General features: G+C 35.0%; 25 protein-coding genes. 18 read left to right on the top strand and 7 right to left on the bottom strand.

Annotation, left to right across the window (positions count from 1 at the left end; genetic code table 11):
- Positions 1 to 2 precede the first annotated feature (2 nt).
- From argB to argH, 3 genes are read left to right on the top strand one after another with little or no spacing between them, the layout of a single operon-like run.
- Positions 3 to 776 carry an acetylglutamate kinase gene (argB, locus tag ACS8MM_RS13270; protein ID WP_379717717.1) on the top strand — a complete coding sequence of 258 codons (774 nt, stop codon included), beginning with the start codon at positions 3 to 5 and terminating at the stop codon, positions 774 to 776.
- Between the two features lie 3 nt (positions 777 to 779).
- On the top strand, positions 780 to 1,874 hold the full coding sequence (locus tag ACS8MM_RS13265; RefSeq protein WP_379717715.1) for a M20 family metallo-hydrolase: 1,095 nt from the start codon (positions 780 to 782) through the stop codon (positions 1,872 to 1,874).
- Positions 1,846 to 3,156 carry an argininosuccinate lyase gene (gene argH / locus ACS8MM_RS13260; RefSeq protein WP_379717713.1) on the top strand — a complete coding sequence of 437 codons (1,311 nt, stop codon included), beginning with the start codon at positions 1,846 to 1,848 and terminating at the stop codon, positions 3,154 to 3,156. The genes ACS8MM_RS13265 and argH overlap by 29 nt, the downstream gene beginning before the upstream one ends.
- Here argH and ACS8MM_RS13255 read toward each other — a convergent pair.
- Both ACS8MM_RS13255 and tatA read right to left on the bottom strand, forming a co-directional pair.
- Complete coding sequence (locus tag ACS8MM_RS13255; RefSeq protein ID WP_379717711.1) at positions 3,153 to 3,614, bottom strand: Lrp/AsnC family transcriptional regulator; 462 nt, start codon at positions 3,612 to 3,614, stop codon at positions 3,153 to 3,155. The two genes, argH and ACS8MM_RS13255, sit on opposite strands and share 4 nt — an antisense overlap.
- Before the next feature lie 23 nt (positions 3,615 to 3,637).
- Entirely contained in the window at positions 3,638 to 3,811 is a 174-nt protein-coding gene (gene tatA, locus ACS8MM_RS13250; protein ID WP_379717709.1) for a twin-arginine translocase TatA/TatE family subunit, read from the bottom strand.
- Between the two features lie 146 nt (positions 3,812 to 3,957).
- Between tatA and ACS8MM_RS13245 the strand changes: the two genes are divergently transcribed.
- From ACS8MM_RS13245 to ACS8MM_RS13205, 9 genes are read left to right on the top strand one after another with little or no spacing between them, the layout of a single operon-like run.
- Positions 3,958 to 4,434, top strand: a complete 477-nt coding sequence (locus ACS8MM_RS13245; protein WP_379717707.1) for a peptidase — start codon at positions 3,958 to 3,960, stop codon at positions 4,432 to 4,434.
- 52 nt (positions 4,435 to 4,486) lie between these two features.
- Positions 4,487 to 5,968, top strand: a complete 1,482-nt coding sequence (locus tag ACS8MM_RS13240) for a GH3 auxin-responsive promoter family protein (RefSeq protein ID WP_379717705.1) — start codon at positions 4,487 to 4,489, stop codon at positions 5,966 to 5,968.
- 12 nt (positions 5,969 to 5,980) lie between these two features.
- The gene (locus ACS8MM_RS13235; RefSeq protein WP_379717703.1) at positions 5,981 to 6,859 is read left to right on the top strand and encodes a carboxypeptidase-like regulatory domain-containing protein; all 879 of its coding nucleotides are present in this window, start codon (positions 5,981 to 5,983) and stop codon (positions 6,857 to 6,859) included.
- Positions 6,860 to 6,901: 42 nt separating this feature from the next.
- Entirely contained in the window at positions 6,902 to 8,587 is a 1,686-nt protein-coding gene (locus tag ACS8MM_RS13230) for a DUF6909 family protein (RefSeq protein ID WP_379717701.1), read from the top strand.
- Positions 8,587 to 9,138 carry a dTDP-4-dehydrorhamnose 3,5-epimerase gene (rfbC, locus tag ACS8MM_RS13225; RefSeq protein WP_379717699.1) on the top strand — a complete coding sequence of 184 codons (552 nt, stop codon included), beginning with the start codon at positions 8,587 to 8,589 and terminating at the stop codon, positions 9,136 to 9,138. Before ACS8MM_RS13230 ends, rfbC begins: the two co-directional genes overlap by 1 nt.
- Positions 9,132 to 9,983: a dTDP-4-dehydrorhamnose reductase gene (rfbD, locus tag ACS8MM_RS13220; protein WP_379717697.1), complete on the top strand. Its 852-nt coding sequence runs from the start codon at positions 9,132 to 9,134 to the stop codon at positions 9,981 to 9,983. Before rfbC ends, rfbD begins: the two co-directional genes overlap by 7 nt.
- A 1-nt stretch (position 9,984) precedes the next feature.
- On the top strand, positions 9,985 to 10,968 hold the full coding sequence (locus ACS8MM_RS13215) for a UDP-glucuronic acid decarboxylase family protein (RefSeq protein WP_379717695.1): 984 nt from the start codon (positions 9,985 to 9,987) through the stop codon (positions 10,966 to 10,968).
- A 3-nt stretch (positions 10,969 to 10,971) separates the two neighbouring features.
- On the top strand, positions 10,972 to 12,330 hold the full coding sequence (locus tag ACS8MM_RS13210) for an undecaprenyl-phosphate glucose phosphotransferase (protein WP_379717693.1): 1,359 nt from the start codon (positions 10,972 to 10,974) through the stop codon (positions 12,328 to 12,330).
- Positions 12,331 to 13,083, top strand: a complete 753-nt coding sequence (locus tag ACS8MM_RS13205; RefSeq protein ID WP_379717691.1) for a glycosyltransferase family 2 protein — start codon at positions 12,331 to 12,333, stop codon at positions 13,081 to 13,083. It begins immediately after the preceding gene.
- On the opposite strand, the gene ACS8MM_RS13200 is transcribed toward ACS8MM_RS13205, so the two are convergent.
- Positions 13,080 to 14,390 carry a phenylacetate--CoA ligase family protein gene (locus ACS8MM_RS13200; protein ID WP_379717689.1) on the bottom strand — a complete coding sequence of 437 codons (1,311 nt, stop codon included), beginning with the start codon at positions 14,388 to 14,390 and terminating at the stop codon, positions 13,080 to 13,082. The two genes, ACS8MM_RS13205 and ACS8MM_RS13200, sit on opposite strands and share 4 nt — an antisense overlap.
- 112 nt (positions 14,391 to 14,502) lie before the next feature.
- Here ACS8MM_RS13200 and purD point away from each other — a divergent pair, with 112 nt between their 5' ends.
- On the top strand, positions 14,503 to 15,777 hold the full coding sequence (gene purD, locus ACS8MM_RS13195) for a phosphoribosylamine--glycine ligase (RefSeq protein WP_379717687.1): 1,275 nt from the start codon (positions 14,503 to 14,505) through the stop codon (positions 15,775 to 15,777).
- Here purD and ACS8MM_RS13190 read toward each other — a convergent pair.
- Positions 15,769 to 15,999, bottom strand: a complete 231-nt coding sequence (locus tag ACS8MM_RS13190; protein ID WP_379717685.1) for a DUF6341 family protein — start codon at positions 15,997 to 15,999, stop codon at positions 15,769 to 15,771. The two genes, purD and ACS8MM_RS13190, sit on opposite strands and share 9 nt — an antisense overlap.
- A 46-nt stretch (positions 16,000 to 16,045) precedes the next feature.
- Here ACS8MM_RS13190 and ACS8MM_RS13185 point away from each other — a divergent pair, with 46 nt between their 5' ends.
- Entirely contained in the window at positions 16,046 to 16,978 is a 933-nt protein-coding gene (locus tag ACS8MM_RS13185) for a DUF6427 family protein (protein ID WP_379717683.1), read from the top strand.
- On the opposite strand, the gene upp is transcribed toward ACS8MM_RS13185, so the two are convergent.
- Positions 16,973 to 17,626 (bottom strand): uracil phosphoribosyltransferase, encoded by a 654-nt coding sequence (gene upp, locus ACS8MM_RS13180; RefSeq protein WP_379717681.1) that lies wholly within the window; start codon positions 17,624 to 17,626, stop codon positions 16,973 to 16,975. The genes ACS8MM_RS13185 and upp overlap by 6 nt on opposite strands.
- Positions 17,627 to 17,700: 74 nt before the next feature.
- Between upp and ACS8MM_RS13175 the strand changes: the two genes are divergently transcribed.
- A complete protein-coding gene (locus ACS8MM_RS13175; protein ID WP_379717679.1) occupies positions 17,701 to 18,306 on the top strand; it encodes a DUF4254 domain-containing protein in 606 nt (201 codons plus the stop codon).
- 9 nt (positions 18,307 to 18,315) lie between these two features.
- Complete coding sequence (locus tag ACS8MM_RS13170; protein WP_379717677.1) at positions 18,316 to 19,347, top strand: glycosyltransferase family 9 protein; 1,032 nt, start codon at positions 18,316 to 18,318, stop codon at positions 19,345 to 19,347.
- An 11-nt stretch (positions 19,348 to 19,358) separates the two neighbouring features.
- Here the strand turns inward: ACS8MM_RS13170 and ACS8MM_RS13165 are convergent, their stop codons facing one another.
- Both ACS8MM_RS13165 and ACS8MM_RS13160 read right to left on the bottom strand, forming a co-directional pair.
- Positions 19,359 to 20,144: a hypothetical protein gene (locus ACS8MM_RS13165; protein ID WP_379717675.1), complete on the bottom strand. Its 786-nt coding sequence runs from the start codon at positions 20,142 to 20,144 to the stop codon at positions 19,359 to 19,361.
- Between the two features lie 155 nt (positions 20,145 to 20,299).
- Positions 20,300 to 21,352, bottom strand: a complete 1,053-nt coding sequence (locus tag ACS8MM_RS13160) for a 2Fe-2S iron-sulfur cluster-binding protein (RefSeq protein WP_379717673.1) — start codon at positions 21,350 to 21,352, stop codon at positions 20,300 to 20,302.
- A gap of 161 nt (positions 21,353 to 21,513) precedes the next feature.
- Here ACS8MM_RS13160 and ACS8MM_RS13155 point away from each other — a divergent pair, with 161 nt between their 5' ends.
- Positions 21,514 to 24,117 carry a tetratricopeptide repeat protein gene (locus ACS8MM_RS13155; protein WP_379717671.1) on the top strand — a complete coding sequence of 868 codons (2,604 nt, stop codon included), beginning with the start codon at positions 21,514 to 21,516 and terminating at the stop codon, positions 24,115 to 24,117.
- A 6-nt stretch (positions 24,118 to 24,123) separates the two neighbouring features.
- Entirely contained in the window at positions 24,124 to 24,510 is a 387-nt protein-coding gene (locus ACS8MM_RS13150) for a bactofilin family protein (protein WP_379719019.1), read from the top strand.
- The last annotated feature ends 14 nt before the right edge of the window (positions 24,511 to 24,524 follow it).

Here is a 24,524-nt window from a genome sequence, read left to right as displayed (position 1 = left end):
CTATGGTACATGTAATAAAGATTGGTGGAAATATTATTGATGATGCAACAAAATTGGATGATTTCCTCAACAGATTTGCCAAACTGAAAGGTTCAAAAATATTGATTCACGGTGGCGGAAAATTGGCTACCAGTTTAGCAAAAGATTTGAATATTGAACAGCAAATCATTGATGGTAGACGTGTTACTGATGCCGAAACTTTAAAAATTACAGCGATGGTTTACGCTGGATTGGTGAATAAAACCATTGTCGCCAAGTTACAGTCAAAAGCATGTAATGCCATTGGATTAAGTGGTGTGGACGGAAATATCATCCAATCGGCAAAAAGAAATCATTCGACTATTGATTACGGTTGGGTAGGTGATGTGGAAAGTGTTAACGCCGGGTTTTTGCAAAGTTTGATAGACAACGGAATTGTACCTGTTATCAGTCCGATTACCCACGATGGAAAAGGAAATTTATTAAATACCAACGCCGATACTATAGCAACAGAGGTGGCTATGGCACTTTCTGAAACCAACGAAGTGAATCTTAGATTTTGCTTTGAAAAATTAGGCGTGTTGACAAATCCTGAATTGGACGGTTCATGGTTAAGAGTTTTGGATAAAAACGAATACGATTATTTAAAAGAAGGAAAAATCATTTCAAAAGGTATGCTTCCGAAATTAGAAAATGCGTTTAGAGCCAGCGAATCAAATGTAGCAAAGGTGGAAATCTGTCATGCGGATTATGCGAGCGAGCAAGGCGAATCTTTTATCGGAACATTAATACTGTAAAAAATGGAACAATTACAAATAGAAGTGTTGGAACTTTTGCGAAAACTGATTGCCACACCTTCTTTCAGTAAAGAAGAAGGTAGAACAGCAGAAATTCTGAATGATTTCTTTATTCAGAAAGGAATTCCAACAACGAGATTGTTGCATAATGTTTGGGTAAAGAATAAGTATTTTGACGATTCAAAACCAACAATCTTACTGAATTCGCATCACGACACCGTAAAACCGAACAAACAATACACAAGAGATCCTTTTAGCCCGGATATCGAAGATGGAATTTTGTATGGTTTGGGAAGTAACGACGCTGGCGGACCGCTTGTTTCTCTAGCTGCCTGTTTTTTGCATTTTTATGACAGACAGGATTTGCAGTTCAACTTGGTTTATGCTGCGACTGCCGAAGAAGAAATATCCGGGAATAACGGAGTGGAAATCGTCTTACCGGAATTAGGAAAGATTTATTTCGGAATTGTGGGCGAACCAACAAAAATGGATATCGCCATCGCCGAAAAAGGACTTTTTGTGATTGACTGTATTGCACACGGAAAATCAGGACATGCCGCTAGAGAAGAAGGAGAAAACGCAATTTACAAAGCGTTGAAGGATATTGAATGGTTTCGAACGTTTGAATTTCCCGAAGAATCCGAGATGCTGGGCAAAGTGAAAATGTCGGTAACCATTATCAACGCAGGTGTACAGCATAATGTGGTTCCGGAAAGTTGTCAGTTTACGGTCGATATCAGAACGACGGATAAATACAATAACGAACAAGCTTTGGAAATCATTAAACAACATGTGGATTGTGAAGTGATTCCACGCTCGACTCGATTGAACCCTTCTTTCGCACCGAAAGAGCATCCGATTGTACAAAGTGGTATTGCATTGGGAAGAGCTGTTTATGCTTCACCAACCACTTCAGATCAGGCTTTAATGAACGGTTTTCCAACATTTAAAATGGGACCGGGCGACTCGGCAAGATCACATACGGCGAATGAATATATTTATGTTGAAGAGATCAACAAAGGCATTGAAATTTATATCAAAATGCTCGAAAAATTTAATACGATAGACTATGAAGTTGTGGCAAAATACATCAGGTAACGTAAAAACTTCCATCGAAGAAATGGTGGAACAATTTACGATAGGTCAGGATACAATTTGGGATTTATATTTGGCAGAAGCAGATATTAAAGGTTCCATCGCACATACTTCCATGTTGCACGAAATAGGATTATTAACGACTGAAGAATTAAAGGAAGCCCACGACGGGTTACAAGCCATTCTAAAAACAGTATATGATAAGACTTTTGTTATTGAAGATGGAGTAGAAGATGTACATTCTCAAGTGGAACTTTTGCTCACTCAAATGAAAGGGGAAGTCGGAAAAAAAATCCATGCCGGACGTTCCAGAAACGATCAATCATTGTTGGATATTAAATTATTCATAAAATCAGAATTGAAACAAATTGTTGAAAAAACAGAGAACGTGTTCAATAGTCTGATAGATTTGAGCGAGAAGCATAAAAACGATTTATTACCAGGGTATACGCATTTCCAATTGGCCATGCCTTCATCATTTGGTTTATGGTTTGGTGCCTATGCAGAAAGTCTTTGTGATGATCTGGAATTGATTCTTGCTGCATATCATATGGCAAACAAAAACCCATTGGGATCAGGCGCTGGCTATGGCTCTTCTTTTCCCTTGAACAGAACATTCACAACGTTGCTTCTTAATTTTGAATCGATGAATCATAACGTGGTCTACGCCCAAATGACAAGAGGTAAAATTGAAAAAGTGACAGCCATGGCTTTGTCCGGAATTGCTGCTACTTTGACAAAAATTTCAATGGATGTGTGTTTGTACATGAACCAAAATTTCGGATTCATTAGTTTTCCGAAAGAATTGACAACAGGAAGCAGTATCATGCCACACAAAAAAAATCCGGATATTTTTGAATTAATCAGAGCCAAATGCAATAGAATTCAGTCATTACCAAATGAGTTGACGCTACTGACCAACAATTTGCCTTCGGGTTATCACAGAGACATGCAATTAACCAAGGAATGTTTATTTCCAGCCATTATAACTCTTAAAGAATGTTTGGACATGCTTGAAGTGATGTTGGAAAATATGACTATTAAAAAGGATATTTTATCAGACGAAAAGTATTTGAATCTATTTACTGTTGAAGCTGTTAATGAATTGGTGTTATCAGGAATTCCATTCCGTGAAGCTTATAAAATAGTTTCAAAACAAGTGGAGGAAAATCAGTTTTTGTATAATAGCAAAACGATTCATCATACCCACGAAGGAAGTATTGGTAATTTGCAAAATGATAAAATCATTGCAGAATTTATTCAAAAGAAAAAGCAATTGGTTTAATCTTCCGGTAAGTAGTAGGAAGTTTCGTTTTTCACCATGCTCATCACAATATTACTGTGATATTGACCAATGTTAGGAATATTGGCTAATTTATTCACTACAAAGTCATTGTATGCTTCTATATCTGTAGTGGCAATTTTCAATACATAATCATAAACGCCTGAAAGACTGGTTACTTCCAGAATTTCAGGCATTTTCATTACTTCTTCTTCGAAGCATTGTAAATTTTCCTTGGATTGTTGTTTTAAGGTTACATTGCAGTAGGCAAACAGCTTGATTCCCACTTTTGAAGGATTCAAAATCACCGCACTTTTTTTAATAACTCCAGATTCTTCAAGATGTTTAATTCTTTCGTACGTTGGAGTATAAGATAACCCTACCATAGCCGCCACATCTTTCACAGAAAGCGTACAATCTTTTTGTAAAATATTCAGAATTTTTGCGTCTATTTTATCCATAAGAGAAAAGTAAACAGTTATGCTTACTCTTTAGTTTCGTCTTTTTTTGCAGCAGTATCTTCGCCTTTAGAAGCTTTTTTGAATTCATTCAATCCACTTCCTAAACCTTTCATTAATTCCGGTATTTTTTTACCTCCAAAAAGTAATAAAACAACAACTAATATTACAATAATTTCAGTAGTTCCAAATCTTCCCATGATAAATAAAAATTATGCTTCCGCATCTTAAATTATTCAACAAAGATATTAAAGAAAAGAACAACACTTTCATTTTTTAACGATTTATTATTTATTGTCTTCAGAAAATTCGAAATTGCTATATTTGTAGATTAAGTTGCCCTCTTATGACTAAAAAAAGATTAAAAAGAAAAGCTTTTTTTGATGCGATCAAAGCCAGACGACGCTTGGTTATTATCAATGAAGAAACTTTTGAAGAGCAGTTTTCTTTGAAATTAAGTATACTTAATGTGTTCATTTTAGGAAGTATTGGAGCAATTTTCCTGATTTCTGTTACTAGTTATCTTATCGCTTTTACACCACTCCGCGAGTACATTCCGGGGTATTCTTCAACACAATTGAAACAAGACGCTTTGTTATTAGGGATTAAAGCCGATTCATTGGAATTTCAACTGAATAAAAATGATGAATACATCAAATCGGTAAAAAAAGTATTGACAGGCGACCTAGAATATGCCAAAGTCAATAAAGATTCTATTCTAGCTTCTGATTATGTCGATCCATCCGAATATGAAATGGAAGCAAGCAAAGCCGAATTAGAACTTAGAAAACAAGTACAACAGGAGGCACAGAAGAGTAAATAATTCATCAGAATACATCCTATGAAAGTTTCTAGGAAAATAATACGTATCGACAATGTCTGTTAAATCAATAATTGCCAAGCAATTTGCCAAATACATTTATCGTAAAACCCAACGCTGGGCTAATAATCCGGTAAAAACTCAAAATAAGGTTTTTCAAAAATTAATCGCACAAGCAAAAGAAACGCAATTTGGTCAAGAGCATCATTTTCGTGAAATTCGATCATTTGAAGATTTTGCAAATCGGGTTCCTGTTAGAGATTACGAACAATTACGACCGTACGTTGATCGTGTGGTACAGGGTGAAGAAAATATCCTGTGGACAGGAAAACCGCTATATTTCGCCAAGACTTCAGGAACCACTTCGGGTGCAAAATATATCCCATTAACAAAAGAATCCATGCCATATCATATTGAAGCGGCACGAAATGCAATTTTAAGTTATGTTCATGAAACTGGTAAAGCCAATTTTGTCGATGGGAAGATGATTTTTTTGCAAGGTAGTCCAATTCTCGACGAAAAAAACGGAATTAAATTGGGTCGTCTTTCTGGGATTGTTGCACATTACGTTCCTAAATATTTACAGAAAAACCGTATGCCTTCTTGGGAAACGAATTGCATTGACGATTGGGAAACCAAAGTAAGTGCCATTGTAGAAGAAACTTTCCACGAAGATATGGCGGTGATTTCGGGTATTCCTTCTTGGGTGCAAATGTATTTTGAAAAATTAGCTGCAAAAGGAAAAAAACCAGTTGGAGAGATTTTCAAAAATTTCAACTTATTTATTTATGGCGGAGTGAATTATGAACCGTACCGCGCCAAATTTGAAAGTTTGATAGGTAGAAAAGTTGACTCAATAGAACTTTTTCCGGCTTCTGAAGGGTTTTTCGCGTATCAGGATTCCCAAAAAGAAAAAGGAATGCTGCTATTATTGAACTCAGGGATTTTTTACGAATTCATCAAAGTAGAGGAATTTTTTACCGAAAACCCTCGTCGTTATACCATAGGAGAAGTGGCATTGGGCGTAAATTATGTTATGATTATTTCCACTAATGCAGGTCTTTGGGCCTACAATATAGGTGATACTGTTCAATTTACCAGTTTGAAACCTTACCGAGTACTAGTTTCTGGACGAATCAAACATTATATTTCAGCCTTCGGAGAACATGTTATTGGAAAAGAAGTCGAAGAAGCACTCCGCTTGGCAATGGATGGGACAGAGGTTCGTATAAGTGAGTTTACTGTTGCACCACAAATCAATCCAGAATCTGGGTTGCCGTACCACGAGTGGTTGATCGAATTTGAAAACGAACCTAAGGATATCGACCAATTCGCTCTAAACATCGATCAGGCTATGCGTAAACAAAATGTGTATTATGATGATTTGATTACAGGTCATGTACTGCGAACAGTTGTAATTACCAAGGTTCCCAAAAACGGATTCCAAGAGTATATGAAATCTATCGGTAAACTAGGTGGACAAAATAAATTACCAAGGTTGTCTAATGACAGAAAGATTGCCGATTATTTCAAATAAATAAAAAATGCAATGAGGATAAAAGACGTATTGTTAGTTGGGTTTGGTTTTCTGAATGTACTGGTGAATGCTCAAATTAAGGGTAAAGTTATTGATGAAAACAATCAACCTATTCCTTATGTGAATATCTTGGTGGAAAACGAAAATATTGGAACAACCTCCGATCTTGACGGAAGTTTTGCATTAGGAATTAAAGAAGAAAAAACATTGATTTTTTCGATTTTAGGATACGAGAAATTAAAGTTAAAATCGACTCAAGCTACTGTAGTAAAAATGCGTTCTACTACATATCAGTTAGGAGAAATTTCCATTGTAAACAAGAAAGAAACCAAGCAACTTGAAATAGGTAAAACCGAAAATAGCATACGCCAAGCTTTTGAAAACGGCCCTAGATTTGACGCAAAGTTTTTCCCTTTTTTACCAAAATACACTAAAACCAAGTACGTAAAAAAAGTAATCATTTATACCGAGAGTAGTATTGAAAAGGCTACAGTGAAAATTCATTTTTATCAAATTGGAGATGACGGTTTGCCAGGAGAAGAACTATTAGAAAAGGATTATATCGCAACAGTGAAAAAAGGATCAAGGATGACACAATTTGATCTTTCAAGTTTGAATATTATTTTTCCTAAAAAGGGTTTGTTTGTAGCAATCGAACGATTATTTGTAGAAAGTAATAAATTGGAAAAAACAGTTGCTGCTTCCGATCCTTCAAAAACCAAAACACAGCGAATGTATTATCCTTTACCCTTTTACAACTTCGTGGAAAATGAATATACCTATACTTTTTTAGGCGGTAAATGGACCAAGGAATTCAAGAAAGATGAAAACGATAAACCCGTAAAATCAAGAGTTTTTGAGCCCGCTATCAATCTTATCCTTACAAACTAAAAATAAAATCGTACCTTTGCAGGTTAGAAAATATAAAATTTAATGAAAGAGATTAAAAACATTTCGCGCTCAAGAGCGCAAGAGTCTTCGGGAGCTATCGAAAGACTGTACATTACCATGAGACATTTATTTAACAGAGGTTTCTACAAACCAATGGGTGTTTCGGGTGAAACTTTAAGAGAAGCTTTATTGGAGCTTCGACCAGAAATTTACGGTTCAATTGCCGAAGAAAAAGTTGAATTGAACGGATTGTTGTATGTAATCGAACGTCTTCCCGTTGGAATAGAAGAATGTCGCTACATCAATTTAACCTCAGACGAAGGCTATTCAAAATCCCATTTCCAACCTATTGTTCCTCCAAAACGCCGCAGAAACTGTTATCGTATTGACGACGAACAAATGAATGTGGAAATCACCAGAGGACGTTCGGATATCTATGATATCTTAACTCACTTGACTTTTATCTTTATTGAATCACACAAAATCAAGGACAGGGTTTTGGTTGACGAAGAAGGAAAAGTATCACGCGATTGGGAAAAACTAGAACAAGCGGCACTTCAATCTAAAAAACTGACTTTAATTGAAAGAGAAAAAGCAATTTCTCATGCGGCTAACGTATTAGGAAGAACTTTTGCTGAAGTAAGTGATATTTACGATGATTTTGGAAATAGTGCTTCACCAGACCGCTTCTTACATATTGTATACTGGTTGGGTAAAATTGCTATTGAAGAAGTGGTTGACAATAACAAAAGAACCATCACATTCAGTCCCATTTTAAGAGAACGTTTAGGACACCACATCTACGGTGATATCTGGGCAACTAACATAAAAAAGACTTTGGCTGACAACGGCTTGTTGGAAAGACCTATTCATATTATCAGTGCCAATATGCACAGTGTAATGAACTCGGTTTTTGCACCTAGTGTTCTGGCTTCAAAATACAAAGGAAAAGGTGAGTATCAGATTTACGAAGATTTATCGGCTTCAGGAAGTAAAGAGCTACGTAAAAAAGTAGAAGACTTTGCTTTACAACATGGTATGATTTCGCAACCGGATGAATCAGGAACGAATATCGATGTTCAGATTTTTGATACAGCTAAATTCGATTGGAAGAAAACAGCATTCCCTAATGCAAAAATTAATGGGGAAGCTCCAGTATTAATCGTTATGGATTATGCATTTGGAGAGCAAGCTTTTGAGACTATCGATGAGCTTTTGAAACCTTATAAAGTAGATAAAAAGAAAACATTACTCAATGTAGAATCAGTTTCAATCATGGGTAAAGCTGGAATTCTAGAAGGTGGAAAAGGAGATATTATGATTCCGAATGCACACGTAAACGAAGGTACAGCAGATAACTATCCTTTTGAAAACGAATTAACAGCTGAAATGTTTGAAGGTAACGATATTCCAGTGTATGCTGGTCCAATGATTACTGTTTTAGGAACATCACTTCAAAATAGAGATTTATTGAAATTCTTCCACGAGTCAACTTGGGCAGCCATAGGACTTGAAATGGAAGGGGCATATTACCAAAAAGCGATTCAATCAGCCTCTAGAATTCGTAAAAGCATCAATCCAGATGTTAAAGTACGTTATGCGTATTATGCTTCCGATAACCCTCTAGAAACAGGTAGTACTCTTGCATCGGGAGGTTTAGGAACAACAGGAGTAAAACCAACGTACTTGATTACAATAAAAATTTTAGAGCAAATATTTAACTGTTAATGAATTTTATTGAAACCAATCTTCCAGGTTGTTTTATTATAGAACCTAAAGTTTTCCATGATGACCGCGGTTATTTCATGGAAAGCTTTAATCAAAATACATTTGAGAAGGGAATAGGACAAAAAATTAATTTTGTTCAAGACAATCAGTCTTTTTCTAGCAAAGGTGTTTTGCGCGGTTTGCATTACCAATGCGGAGAACACGCTCAAGCAAAATTAGTACGTGTTTTAGAAGGAGAAGTTTTGGATGTAGCTGTTGATTTAAGACAAGGTTCTCCAACATATGGTCAGTCGTATTCCATTTTACTATCTGCTGAAAATAAAAAACAGTTTTTTATTCCAAGAGGTTTTGCTCATGGATTTTTAGTACTGAGTGATACAGCAACTTTCTTTTACAAGTGTGATAATTTTTACAATAAGGAAAGCGAAGGCGGATTGATCTATAATGACGCAACGGTAAATGTGGATTGGGGATTTCCTACCAATGAGTTGATTATTTCCGATAAGGATCAAGTGTTACCAACTTTGGAAAACGCAAAAAAAGTATGGTAGTTTTAGTAACCGGTGCGTCCGGACAATTAGGACAGTCACTTCAATTTATCCAAAAAAAACATGCTGAAATTCGTTTTGTATTTGCGTCATCAGCAGATTTGGATATTACGAATGAAAAAAAGGTAACAGAATTTTTTGCATCTAATACATTTGATTTTTGTATCAATACAGCAGCATATACTGCTGTCGATAAGGCAGAATCGGAATCAGAAAGAGCACAATTGGTTAATGTTACAGGGCCGGAAAATCTGGCGAAAGCGTGTAGAAATGCTGGAACAACGTTGATTCATATTTCTACCGATTTTGTTTTTGACGGAACTTCATCAAAACCATATTTAGAAACAGATACAACAAATCCTATCGGGGTTTATGGGCAAACTAAATTGGACGGTGAGAAGAAAGTGATGGAAAATTGTGAAAACTACTTTATTATCAGAACTTCCTGGGTGTATTCTCAATTTGGGAATAATTTTATGAAAACCATGCTCCGTTTAGCACAAGACAGGAATGTTTTGAATGTTGTAAATGATCAAATTGGTACACCAACGAATTCGGTTGATCTAGCAGAGGCAATTGTAACATTGATTAAGCATCCCAATTCCAAGAAACTGCAATACTCGGGAATTTATAATTTCAGCAACGAAGGTATTTGTTCTTGGTTTGATTTTGCCAAAGAAATTTTTAGAATCAATACGATTCCAATAACCGTAAACCCAATACCTACAAGTGCTTATCCAACTCCGGCAAAAAGACCGGCTTACAGTGTTTTGGATAAGAATAAAATAAAAGCGATATTTGATATCAATATAAAATCGTGGCAGGAAAGCCTGTTACAAACCCTATAGAATGAAGAGAGTTTTAATTACCGGAGCAGCTGGCTTTTTAGGTTCACATTTATGTGACCGTTTTATTAAAGAAGGATACCATGTTATTGGTATGGATAATTTAATTACGGGCGACTTAAAAAATATTGAACATTTATTCAAATTGGAGCATTTTGAGTTTTATCACCACGATGTTTCTAAATTTGTACATGTTCCCGGCGAATTGGATTATATCCTTCATTTTGCTTCACCGGCAAGCCCGATTGATTATTTGAAAATTCCAATTCAGACCTTGAAAGTAGGTTCTTTGGGAACTCACAATTTATTAGGTTTGGCTCGTGTTAAAAAAGCACGAATTTTGATTGCTTCTACTTCTGAAGTATATGGAGATCCATTAATTCACCCGCAAACGGAAGAGTATTTCGGTAATGTAAATACAATTGGCCCCCGCGGAGTGTATGACGAGGCAAAACGTTTTCAGGAATCCATTACCATGGCTTATCACCGTTTTCACGGATTGGAAACACGCATCGTACGTATTTTTAACACGTACGGACCAAGAATGCGTCTCAATGATGGTCGTGTAATTCCAGCCTTTATCGGACAAGCATTGCGTGGTGAAGATTTGACCATTTTTGGTGATGGAATGCAAACCCGCTCGTTTTGTTACGTAGATGATCAAGTGGAAGGAATTTACAGGTTATTGCTTTCAGATTATGCATATCCGGTAAATATTGGTAATCCTGATGAAATAACCATCAAGGATTTTGCGGAAGAAATCATTAAATTAACTGGAACCAATCAAAAAATTGTATACCATCCGTTACCAGAAAACGATCCATTGCAACGTCAGCCAGATACTACTTTAGCCAAAGATATTTTAGGATGGGAAGCAAAAGTGAGTCGTTCTGAGGGTATGAAAATTACCTATGAGTATTTCAAATCATTACCCAAAGAAGAACTATTGAAAGAAGCACATAAAGATTTCAAAGATTATATCAAATAATAAGTGACTAAAGGAAGGTATTCAAAATACATTAGACCTATTAGCGTTTTGACCGATTTTTTTCTGTTGATTATTTTAGCAGAAATATTTCTGAAAAACTTCGCTATTTATTTACCGTATTTCTTTTTTTTTCAATTGCTTGCCTGGATTGTTATTGCTTATTTTACGGAATTCTACGAAGTTTACCGTTTTACAAAACCAGCCGAAATTTTAGCTAAACTAGCTAAACAGTTTACATTATTTACCTTAGTAGTTATTGCCTATTTCTCGGTAGCAAGAGAAATTATTTCAAGTTTTAGTAAATTATTAATTTTCATTGGTTTTGCTTTCCTTTATATTACCCTTTTTAAAGGTTTGCTTTTTTATTACTTAAAAAAATACCGTATTGTTTTAGGAGGTAATTATCGAAGAGCCATCATTATTGGCCATACAGAAAGCGCCATTAATCTTAAGGAGTTATTTGTTTCTAGACCTGATTATGGTTACCGGTTTTTTGGTTTTTTTTCGGATAAGGTAGTAGATAAAGATGTAATTGGACCAATCAAAGAAGTTCAAGATTACGTATTAGCAAATAAAATAGATGATATCTATTGTGCTCTTAAGGAATTATCAGAAGATGAACTGAAAGAGCTTGTAGAGTTTTCCGACTATAACCGAAAAACCATCAAATTTATTCCCGAAGGGAGCGAAATTTATTCTAAGAATCTTCAAATTGATTACTATGAGTTTTTCCCCGTATTGTCATTAAAAAGAACTCCATTAAATGATTTACCTAATAAGATAATCAAGCGATTATTCGACATAGTCTTTTCTCTTTTTATAGTCCTTTTTGTATTCTCATGGTTGATTCCTATTGTAGCCTTTCTCATTAAATTGGAATCCAAAGGACCGGTTTTCTTCAAACAAGGCCGTCCCGGTTTGGATCAAAATGAGTTTTTCTGCTATAAATTTCGTTCGATGAAAATGAATGAGAAAACGGAAGAAATGACTACCAAAAATGACCCACGTGTTACTAAAATAGGATCTTTTTTACGTCGGACCAGTTTAGATGAAATGCCTCAATTTTTGAATGTTTTATTGGGTGACATGTCTATTGTAGGTCCAAGGCCACATCTGTGGATCCACAACAATGAATACCAGAAAAAAATAAAAAAATACAATGTCAGGCTACATGTCAGACCTGGAATTACTGGATTAGCCCAGGTAAAAGGATATCGTGGAGAAATTGAGACCGATGATGAAATGGTAAACCGAATTAAATATGATGTTTTTTATATAGAAAACTGGTCACTGTTTCTCGATATTAAGATTATCATGCTTACCGTCATCAATATTTTCAAAGGTCAGGAAAAAGCATATTAGATGAATGAATTGGTTTCTATAATTACCCCAACTTATAATTCTGAAAAATTCATTTCAGAGACCATCCAATCTGTACAGAAACAATCTTACACGAATTGGGAAATGATTATTGTTGATGATTGCTCGTCAGATAAAACGGTTGAAGTAATTCAAAACATGATGGAGGAGGATACAAGAATCCATCTTATCCGATTAAATAAAAATTCAGGTGCTTCCAAAGCTAGAAATGAAGCCATTAAGCAAGTTCAGGGCAGGTATATGACATTTTTGGATGCAGATGATATTTGGTTTTCGGATTTCCTTAAGAACAGCATCAAAACAATACATGACACAGGAATACCATTTGTGTTCTCTTCGTATAGACGTTCCAATGAGATTTTAGAATTTGTGTATTCAGATTTTATTGTACCACAAAAGGTTACTTATACCGACATTTTAAAAACCAATTCGATTAGTTGTCTTACAGCCTTTTTAGATGTCGAAAGATTAGGTGTGAAATTTATGCCAGATATTCGAAAACGACAGGATATGGGATTATGGCTAAAATATTTAAAGGAAATTCCTTTTGCTTATGGAATTCAAGAACCACAGGCGATTTATCGTATCCGAGAAAATTCGTTATCGAGAAATAAAAAGAATCTGATCAAATACCAATGGCAGTTTTACAGAGAAGTAGAAAAATTGGGATTTTTCGAATCTGTTTATTACATGTTACATTGGATGTATCGTGGCTTTATGAAATATAGAAATTAAAGTATCGATTGAAATTGTTTCAGTTTTCCTCTGGCAGACCGCTGTAAAAATTCTTTTCGGTTGAAAGTAAAATGCAATCCTTTTTCTAAATACAAAGCAATTGCTTCTTCAATTTTTGAGATTTGTACAGTAGTTAATTCCACATCACTAACATAATCAATTTCGAAAGTATCCTTTTGTATTTGTCGAATGATGAATTCTTTGACATTTCCATCATCTTCAATAATGCTTTTGGTGACATAATAAAACGTTAGTCCCGGCGCTTTTTTTCCACTCGGTAGTAATGCTATATCACTAGTTCGGCCTATTAATGTCTTGAGCAATGGTTTTTGAGTTGTGCTTTTTTCGTCTACAATTCCAATATCACCAATATCATAGCGAATGAACGGATGTGCTTTGTTGAACAACGAAGTGATAACAATTTTTCCTTCCTGTCCGTTTGGTAACGGCTGGTTATTTTCATCCAAGACTTCAACAAACAAAGTTTCTGCATTCAACTGCCAATCGCCTGCACGATTTTGAAAAGCAATTAAATCCAGTTCAGAAGCACCGTATTCATTTACAACAGGAACACCTAAGTATTTCTCTAACAAGATTTTGTCTTCTTCAAAAAGCATCTCTGATGTGACCATGCAGACTTTCAATGTTGGACAAATAGTGGTTAAAATGATATTCTTTTGTTGGAGGAATTTGGCAAATAATACAATTGAGCTGGTGTAGCCATTGATATAGTCAAACTCCTTCTGTTGGAATTTTTTCAGTACGTTTTCTAAAACTTTATCCGATAAATCAAAAATGGTAAAACGATACCTTTTTCCTAAAAAATCTTTAATCCGTTCTTTGGTATAACCAAAAAAATCTAATGGAATACCGTAAAATCGTGCTTGAAAGGATTGATTAAAATCGATACCGTACCAGCCAAATCGGTAAATAATAGACGCCCACGTAATGGCATGCGCATATTTGTCCTTCGCAAAAACGAACGGATCACCGCTAGAACCGGACGTTTTATTTTTAAAGACACTTTTCTCAGAATAACCTCGGGATAACCTTTCTACTAAGGGTTTCTGAAAATCTTTTTTGGTCATGACAGGGATGTTGTTCCAGTCTTCAGTTTTAGTATTGCCAACAAAATTTTTGTAGTAGGGATTGTGCTCCAAATGAAAAGCGACAATTTCCTTTTTTTTGTTTTCAATAAATTGTTGGTGTTCAGTTTCTGACAAGGAAATAATGGCATCGAATTCTGCTGTGGCTTTCTTCATCGGAAAACCATTTATTCGTAACGACCAATCAAAAAACCGGATCATAATGTAAGATTTGCTCAAAAATAACAAATATGACACACAAAGCCATTGTCAATTGTTTTTTTTCTGTTGAAAACAAGCTATTTTTGCACCACAAAACAACAACACAACAACGATGACAATTTTACTTTTAGGTTCAGGAGGAAGAGAACATGCTTTAGCATGGAAAATGCTGCAAAGCGACAAATGCCAACAACTTTTTGTAGCACCGGGTAATGCCGGCACTTCACAAATCGCAACTAACATTAACCTTAATCCATTAGATTTTACTTCAGTTAAAGAGTTTGTTCTTCAAAATAAAGTGACAATGGTAGTCGTTGGTCCCGAAGATCCATTGGTTCATGGTATCTACGATTTCTTTAAAAACGACGCACAAATCAATCATATTCCCGTTATTGGCCCATCTAAAATCGGGGCTCAATTGGAAGGAAGTAAAGAATTTGCTAAAGAATTTTTGGTAAAACACAACATTCCAACAGCACGTTATGAAAGTTTTACCAAAGAAACGGTAGAAGCAGGAAGTGCGTTTTTGACCACATTAGACTCGCCTTATGTTTTGAAAGCCGATGGCTTAGCAGCAGGAAAAGGAGTTTTGATTCTGAATGATTTAGCCGAAGCACAACAGGAATTGCGTAACATGTTAGTAGATGCAAAATTTGGTGAAGCATCTTCTAAAGTAGTAATCGAAGAATTCTTGGATGGAATCGAATTGAGTTGTTTCGTTTTAACAGACGGAAAGTCCTATAAAATTTTGCCAACTGCAAAGGATTACAAGCGAATTGGTGAAGGCGACACAGGATTGAACACAGGAGGAATGGGAGCAGTGTCTCCAGTGCCTTTTGCTGATTCGGTTTTGATGGAGAAAATTGAAACCCGAATTGTAAAACCTACAGTGGAAGGTTTACAAAAAGACGGCATTGAGTATAAAGGATTTGTCTTTATCGGTTTAATTAATGTGAAAGGAGAACCAATGGTTATTGAATACAATGTTCGTATGGGTGATCCTGAAACAGAAGTGGTGATGCCAAGAGTGAAATCAGATTTAGTTGAATTGTTTGAAGCTGTTGGTGCTCAAAAACTTGATGAGGTTTCCTTAGAAATTGATGAAAGAAGCGCTACTACCATCATTATCGCTTCAGGCGGATATCCAGAAGATTATGAAAAAGGAAAAGTGATTTCAGGTATTGAAACAATTGAAGATTCTATTGTTTTTCATGCAGGAACTAAAGAAGATAATGGTCAAATAGTAACCAATGGCGGTCGCGTACTCGCGATTACTTCCTACGGTAATGATTTCCAAGAAGCCATAAAAAAATCTTACCAAAATATAGAGAAACTACATTTTGATAAGATGTATTTTAGAAAAGATATCGGTCGCGACTTACTTTAAGAAAGAGTGAGCGGTAGTATCTTGTTCGTCTTCGTTATTGTCTTTGAAAATCTGTAATTGCTTTGTCCAGTATACGATGTAGTAACTGATGATTCCCCAAAGAACCCAGTTTACTAGATTTGCGATCCACCAGTTGCTTAATTCCATTGAGCGCATTAGATCGTGTGGAGCAAAAAGGATTTGTTCAAATAACCAAGCAATTGCTTCAAAAAATGATTTCATCTTTTTTATGTATTATATTTACAAAGCAAAAATATAAAATATACTTATGATTACAAGCATTTTTAGTAAATCTAGACCAATAAATTATATTTTGACAACTCTACTGATGGTTGTCTGTTTTACAATTTATCAGTTTAGTACCAACTACAATACTATTTCCAGCTTTGAAATAGGCAAGAAAATAGTTTTTTTATTGTTGTTGATTGGTTCTTTGTTTGTGTCAAATTTTATCACTAAAAAGAATGGACTAACGAAAGACAACAGTTATACATTTTTATTGTTTTGTATATTTTTTATCCTTTTTCCTTCGACTTTGTCTAATGGGTATTTGATTGTCTCCAATGGGTTGATTTTGTTGGCTTTACGAAGATTGATATCCATGCAATCCTTAATCACTCCGAAAGAGAAAATCTTCGATGCGTCTTTGTGGATTTTTATAGCCAGTTTATTTCATTTTTGGAGCATACTTTTTATGCTTTTGGTTTTTATTTCCATTATTTTCCACGTTTCAAGAGATTACAGGAATTGGATTATTCCTTTCATTTCTCTGGTGACAGTAGTAGTAATTACTCTGTTGCTTGCGTTGATTTTTGATCCGACTTTTATCAATAGATTTATTGCTACGATTCAAGTTGATTTTGATATCAGGTATATCGAAAATGTATTCCAAAGTTTTTCATTGGGGATTTACATCTTAACAGCGTTGGTGGCTTTTCTAACCATGCTTTTTATTCTTTCGAATAAATCATTGAACATGCAAGCATCGTATAAAAAAGTGATTTTTGCCTTTATCATTGGATTAGTGATATTTTTTATTTCTCCAAATAAAGACAATAGCTACCTGATTTTTACTTTCGTACCTGTAGCAATTATGCTGACCAATTACTTGGAGACCATCGAAAAATACTGGATCAAAGAAACCATTTTGGGAGTTATCCTATTTGCAAGTTTACTAAATTATGCGCTGAGATTATTATAATTTACTGCCGTAAGCTAAATCTCCAGCATCGCCTAAACCAGGAACGATGTAATTTTTCTCATTCAATTTTTCATCCAAAGCTGCTACCCATAAATGGCAGTTTTCTGGAAGATTTTCTTGAAGATAAGCTACTCCTTCTGGTGCAGCAATAACTACAGCAATGTGAATTTCTTTTGGTTTTTGTTCTAAATGTAATTTCTGTAAAACCGCAACAATAGATTGACCTGTAGCCAACATTGGATCGATTAGAATCAGATTTTTTCCTTCGAAAGAAGGAGCAGCTTGGTATTCTACCAGAATATCAAATGCATCATCGTTATTATAGTGATGACGATAAGCAGAAACGAAACCATTCTCTGCATCGTCAAAAAAGTTCATAAAACCTTGGTGCAAGGCTAAACCAGCTCTCAAAATAGAACATAATACAACCGGTTCAGCAATAGTAGTAGTATGTTTTATGCCCAGTGGTGTTTGCACATCAATATTTTTATAATCCAAGGTCTTACTCAATTCATAGGCCATAATTTCTCCAATACGTTCGATATTTTTACGAAAACGCATGCTGTCTTTTTGAATATGAATATCGCGCAGTTGCGTAAGAAAATGATTCAGAATACTGTTTTGTTCCGAAATGTAATGGATGTGCATCTTGATAAATTTTACAAATTCAGGATAAAAGTACAAAAAAACGCTACTTTTGTAAAAAATAAAGAGTCAAAACTATGTTTGCAGAATTTGCTTTTCCAATATTTGAGCGTTGTATTAACGATTATCATGTTATTGATGATGTATATCAACCTGCTTTGAATCCTTATGAAAAAGGATCAATTGAATATTTATTATATGCTAAAAACTGGGTTGATACCGTTCAATGGCATTACGAAGATATTATTCGTGATCCGCAAATCGATCCGGTAGCTGCCTTGGATTTAAAACGAAAAATTGATGCTTCAAATCAGGTTCGTACTGATATGGTGGAATATATCGATAGTTATTTTTTACAAAAATACAGTAATGTTGAGGTTAAAGCAGCTGCAAAAATCAACACAGAGAGCCCTGCATGGGCTATTGACCGTTTGTCAATTTTAGCATTGAAAATATACCACATGAGCGAAGAGGCAAATCGTGCTGAAGCTACTGCGGAACATAGAGCAAAATGTCAGGAAAAACTAAATGTTTTATTGGATCAGAAAAATGATATGTTCGTTTCGATTAGTCAGTTAATTGAAGATATCGAAAATGGCGACAAATACATGAAGGTATACAAGCAAATGAAAATGTACAACGATGAGGAGTTAAATCCAGTGTTGTACCAGAACAAAAAATAAAAGGTTTCGATGTCAAACATCAAACACATTTTAGTTATAAGGCTCTCAGCTATGGGTGACGTTGCAATGACGGTTCCTGTTTTGAGAGCTTTTTCTTTGGAATATCCTGAAGTAAAAATCACAATAGTTTCAAGACCTTTTTTCCAACCTTTTTTTAATGGTTTACCTAACGTTACTTTTTTTCCAGTCGATTTGAATTATAGGCATAAAGGAATGATCGGTTTGGTGAGATTGTATAACGATCTTAAAAAACTCGATATTGATGCTGTTGCCGATTTACACAATGTGCTCCGTTCCAAAGTGATTAGGGGATTATTTGCTGTAAATGGAAAAAAAGTGGCTTTTACGGATAAAGGTAGAACGGATAAAAAAGCATTAACTCGAGCCAAAAATAAAGTTTTTGTTCCAGTAAAATCAATGTTCGACAGACACGCTGCAACTTTTGAAAGTTTAGGTTTTCCATTGAATTTTAATTCACAACATTTTCCTGCCAAAGCAATATTATCACAAGAAGTTACTTCTATCACCGGAACTAAAAATGAAAACTGGATTGGTATTGCGCCTTTTGCTCAATACGAATCAAAAATTTATCCTTTGGATTTAATGCAGATTGTAATTGATGGGTTAGCAGTTTCAAAATGTAAGTTATTCTTATTTGGTGGAGGAGAAAAAGAAATTCAACTTTTGAATCAATTAAGTGCCAAACATGAAAATGTTATCGTGGTGGCTGGAAAAATAAAATTACAACAAGAGATGGATTTGATATCTAATTTGGATATCATGCTTTCGATGGATTCGGGCAATGCTCACATTGCTGCCATGTTAGGGATTAAAGTTGTAACCCTTTGGGGTGCTACACATCCCTATGCGGGTTTCAAACCATTTAACCAACCTTGGGAATTTTGTATTACTGCAGATCGTGAACTTTTTCCTTTACTTCCAACATCCGTCTATGGAAATAAAAAAGTGGAGGGCTATGAAAACGCTATGCGAAGCATCACTCCCGAGACGATACTAAATACAATAAAAAAGGAGCTGTAAAGCTCCTTTTTTTATCTTCCGATATAGGTAACATTCACTTCACAAAAATTTCCTAAAGCCGTAGATCTACCTACGACATGGGCATTATTTTCTGTGATATTATCATCAGCCACACCATTGTAAGAACAATTGATAGTACAGGTTTGTCCAGCTGTTAAATAGACATTTACATTGATGTTGGTTTCATTAAATAATTCATAATATTCAGTTGCCGTATCACTATTGTAAAAACTTGAAGAATGAGAATACTTTCTGTAATCAGTTCCATTAATAGTCATTTTAAAATTTCCTTCCACAAAACCAACTTTAGAAGAATTATTGTCTACTGTGCCAGCTCCTAAATATCCAGAAAATAGTAATGTATATCTTCCTGTATAGGGAGCAGTGAACGATTTGGAATTTAGTCCTGGTATATTCGTATATGAGGCTGAAGTAGCCACTGTAAGGTCTGATGTTTGTGTGAATTTAGTTTCGTAATAACGATGTACTTGTGATACCCAATTGGTTCCATCCCAGTAGTATATTCCAGGAATTACTCCATAAGTTCCACCAGTTGTTGCGGTATTGAAAACGGCTGTGCCTATTTCTAACGCACTAGTTCCAGTAGCTGGATTTATTACCGGGGAAGCTACATTTGAAGCGGTGAGAGCAATTCGAGGCATTAAGAAACCATTGGTAGTACTTGTAATGTCTAAGGCACCTTTGGGTGTAGTTGTGCCAATTCCAACTTGAGCCCAACTTGCAGAGGTGAAAAACACCAATAGCAAAGCAAGCGAATTTATTGATAAATTCTTCATTTTTTGGTTTTTAGTTAGTTTGTTTTTGAAAAAGTTTCGGCGAAACTAACTAAAAACCAATTATTTATTAAAAGAGATAGTGTTTATTCGATAAAGTAATTAAAAAAATCGATTAAATGTAAGACAATCAACTAATTAAGAAAAAACTTACACATTTATACATCGTCATAATCGACAACAATTTCATTTGAGGTTGGATGCGCTTGACAAGTTAAAACCAACCCGTCTGCAATTTCTTTGTCTGTTAAAATTGAGTTTTTCTTCATTACAGCAGATCCTTTTGTAACTCGAGCAATACAACTACTACAAACGCCACCCTGACATGAATAAGGAGCATCTAAACCTTGTTTTAATGCAGCTTCTAAGAGTGTTTGTTTAGCCGACATTTCGAAAGTGGTTTCATCGGCATCTACGATAACGGTGATGTTGGCATGATCCGTTGCGCCCAAGTCAACTTTATTTTCAGAAGGTGATGCCGAAAACAGTTCGAATTTGATGGCTGATTCCGGAATGTTTTTTTCTTTCAATGTACTACTAACTATGTTGATCATTTCTTCAGGACCACATAGATAGAATTTTGAAAATTCCTTTCCAATATGTTTCGTATTCAGTACATTACTTATAACAGATTTATCGACTCTTCCAAAAAATGCATCAGAAACATTTGCTTGACTGTATACAAAATGAATAAAGAAACGTCCTAAATATTTTTGCTGTAAAGCTTGTAGTTGATCGTGGAAGATAGTTTCTTCAGGTGATTTGTTTCCATACACCAAAACAAATGTACTTTGTGGTTCACCAATTAATACAGACTGAATAATAGACATAATGGGAGTGATTCCACTTCCAGCCGCGAAAGCCATGTAATTGCGTTGTCTTTCAGCATTCGGTTCAAAAGTAAATTTTCCCTCAGGAAGTCCTACTTCAATCACATTTCCAACAGCCAATTGTTCATTAGCAAATTTTGAGAAATTACCATTTTTTACCGCTTTGATAGCGATGCGTAAATCACCACTAGTTGGTGCTGAACAAATTGAATACGCTCTACGTAATTCTTGCCCATCTAGCGTTAGCTTTAAGTTAACGTATTGACCAGCAGTAAACTTGTAAAATTCTTTGAATTCTAAGGGCATATTGAATAACACCGAAATGGTTTGCGGAGTTTCTTTAATGATTTCTTTTATAGCTAATTTGTAGAATGTTGACATAGCGATTTCTTTTTAGCAAAATTACTAAACAACATTGATAATATGACTTTACTGATTAAAATTAAACACATTTAAATAGTTGGAATTTCAAAAAGAAGCGTACATTTACGGGTTATAATACTAAAAAACAGATTTTGAAGTTTATATTTTAAAATTTTTTTATGTTGAAAATTAAGCACTTAAAATATTTCCCCCCATTTCTTTTACTTTTATTTATTGTAGCCTGTTCTACTAAAAAAAATTCGTTCGTAAACAGGAACTGGCATGCTATAAATACCGAATACAATACTTTGTACAATGGAGACATTGCGCTTCAGTCAGGTATAAACGAATTGAAATCAGGTTATTCGGACAATTTTTGGGAAATTTTACCAGTAGAACGTATGCAAATTGAAGAGGATGCAATGTTACCGGGTGAAAAGGGGAAAAATAAAAATTTTGAACGTGCTGAAGAAAAAGCCACGAAAGCGATTCAAAAGCATTCCATGAATATTGGAGGTAAAGAAAAAAACATGCAGATGGACGAAGCTCATCTGTTGTTAGGAAAATCGCGTTATTACGATAAAAGATACGTGCCTGCTTTGGAGGCGTTCAATTATATCTTGTATAAGTATTCCAATTCTGATAAAATTTATGAAGCTAAAGTTTGGCGTGAAAAAACGAATATCCGCCTCGAAAACGATGCTTTGGCAATAAAAAACCTCAAATTGTTACTGAAAAGAGATCAATTAAAAACGCAGGTTAAAGCGGATGCTAATGCAATTTTAGCTCAAGCGTTTATCAATTTGGAACAAAAAGACAGCGCCATCGCACCTTTAAAAATTGCGATCGAGTCTACCAAATTGAAAGAAGAAAGAGCGAGATATCATTTTATCCTTGGACAAGTTTATCAATCATTGCAATATAACGACAGTGCTTACGCTCAGTTTCAGGAAATCATCGAGATGAAGCGAAAATCACCGCGTCATTATGTAATTAGAGCACATGCGAAACAAGGACAACTTGTTGATGCGACAAAAGATACCGTAGCTTTTTTAGAAAAATATGAAAAATTACTGAAAGACAGAGAAAACCGTCCGTATCTAGACGTGCTGAATTATGAAGTTGGTTTATTTTATGATCATCTGAATAAGAAGCAACAAGCAGTTAAATTCTACAACAAATCGTTACGCTCTACTTCTACAGATTCCTATCTACAGGCGCAAACGTATAAAAATCTGGCGACTATTTATTTTGACAGAACAGAGTATGTTACTGCGGGTAAGTATTATGACAGTACTTTAATTCGTTTGGTTAAGAAGAATAAAGAATACTTCGCAATTGCGAAAAAACGTGAAAATTTAAATGATGTCATAAAGTATGAAGGAATTGTAAAGCACAATGATAGCATTTTAAATATAGTTTCGCTTTCTCAAGCAGATAGGCTAAGCTTTTTTGAAAAACACATTGCGGATTTAAAAGCAAAGGATGATGCCAAAAAAGAGTTTGAAAAAAAACAGCGAGAAGCTGAAGAAAATGCTCGTGGCGTTCAGGATATCAAACCTAACCTAGACATTAGCACAGGAAGAAAAACACTTTCACAAGATCCATCTTTGAGTCCACCGGGATTTAATACTGGTCAAGACAAAGGTTTGTTTTATTTCTACACACCGACTACAGTAGCTTATGGTAAAGTAGAGTTCCAAAAGCGATGGGGAAAAAGAGCTTTAAAGGACAATTGGCGCTGGTCTGTTCTAACAGAGAATGAGACAACAGATGGCGAAGTCAAAACGAATGAAGTCAAAAAAGACGAACCTGTTTCTGAATTGTATACTACGGAATATTATCTAAAAAAATTACCTACGTCTCAAGTTGTATTGGATAGTTTGGCTAGAGACAGAAATTTTGCCAATTACCAGTTGGGTGTTATATACAAGGAAAAATTTTTGGAACAAGAATTAGCATCATCAAAGTTTGAAAAGGTATTGGCAAGTAATCCTGAAGAGCGATTGATCCTGCCGTCAAAATACAATTTGTATCAAATTTATCAGAGCAAAAACCCGGCAAAAGCGGATGAAATAAAAAACAGTATCATTGCAGATTATCCAAATACGCGTTATGCGCAAATTTTGAGCGGTCAGATTGTTGATGAACCCGCTTTGAACCAGACACCTAGTGAAGTATACAATACTAACTTTAAATTATTCGGAAATCAAGAATATGTTCAGGTACTTCAGAATATTGATAAGTCTTTGGAACAATTTGCGGGAGACGATTTGATTCCGAAATTCGAATTGCTTAAAGCAAGTGCAGTTGGTAAACTCCGTGGTGTAGAAGAATATAAAAAAGCGGTGAATTATGTTGCGATGACATACCCTGACAGCAAAGAAGGAAAACAAGCGGAAGATATCTTGAAAGTAAGTATTCCTCGATTAGAACAAATGGCAATTTCTTTGGATACCGTATCTACGAATTGGAAGATTTTGTATAAAGTTGGAAAAAAAGACGATGCTGCTACTGTCGATTTGATGGATAAAATTAATCGATACATCAAAGAAAAAGACTATACAAAATTCAGAGTATCTTATGATGTGTATAATGAAACTGAAAACTTTGTGGTAGTTCATGGTATTTCATCGAAAGAATTTTCTAGGTATTTAATTGAATTGCTTCAAACCAATAAAGAATATAAAATCAAAATACCGGCAAATGTGATCTCTTCGGAGAATTACGCCGTAATTCAGGTAAGAAAAAATTACAATCAATTTTTAGAACTTAAAATTTAAAAAATGATGTTTAAAGAAAGCTCAAAATCATATACCGATGCACTTGGTAAAACAAACCGAATTGTTGAAGGAACCTCTATTGAAGGAAATATTGAATCACTTGCAGATTTTCGTCTTGATGGAAAATTGAAAGGGAATTTTACTTCTAAAGGTAAATTGGTAGTCGGTCCTGCAGGAATTGTTTTGGGTGATATCAATTGTCCCAATGTAGATGTGGAAGGAAAAGTAGACGGTAAAATTGTAGTTACTGAAATTTTGAATGTAAAGTCAAAAGCCGTTATTAATGGAGAAGTGATTTGCGGTAAATTGGCTGTTGAACCAGGAGCTGATTTTAATGCCAGTTGTGTAATGAATCCAGACTCCAAAGCGGAACAACCAGCAGATGGAAAATAACCAGCCGAAAAAGC

The organism is Flavobacterium sp. MAHUQ-57 (genome assembly GCF_051908335.1).
Lineage (GTDB): Bacteria > Bacteroidota > Bacteroidia > Flavobacteriales > Flavobacteriaceae > Flavobacterium.
The sequence above is the reverse complement of the archived record's forward strand: the minus strand, read 5'-3'. Positions and strand labels throughout refer to the sequence as shown.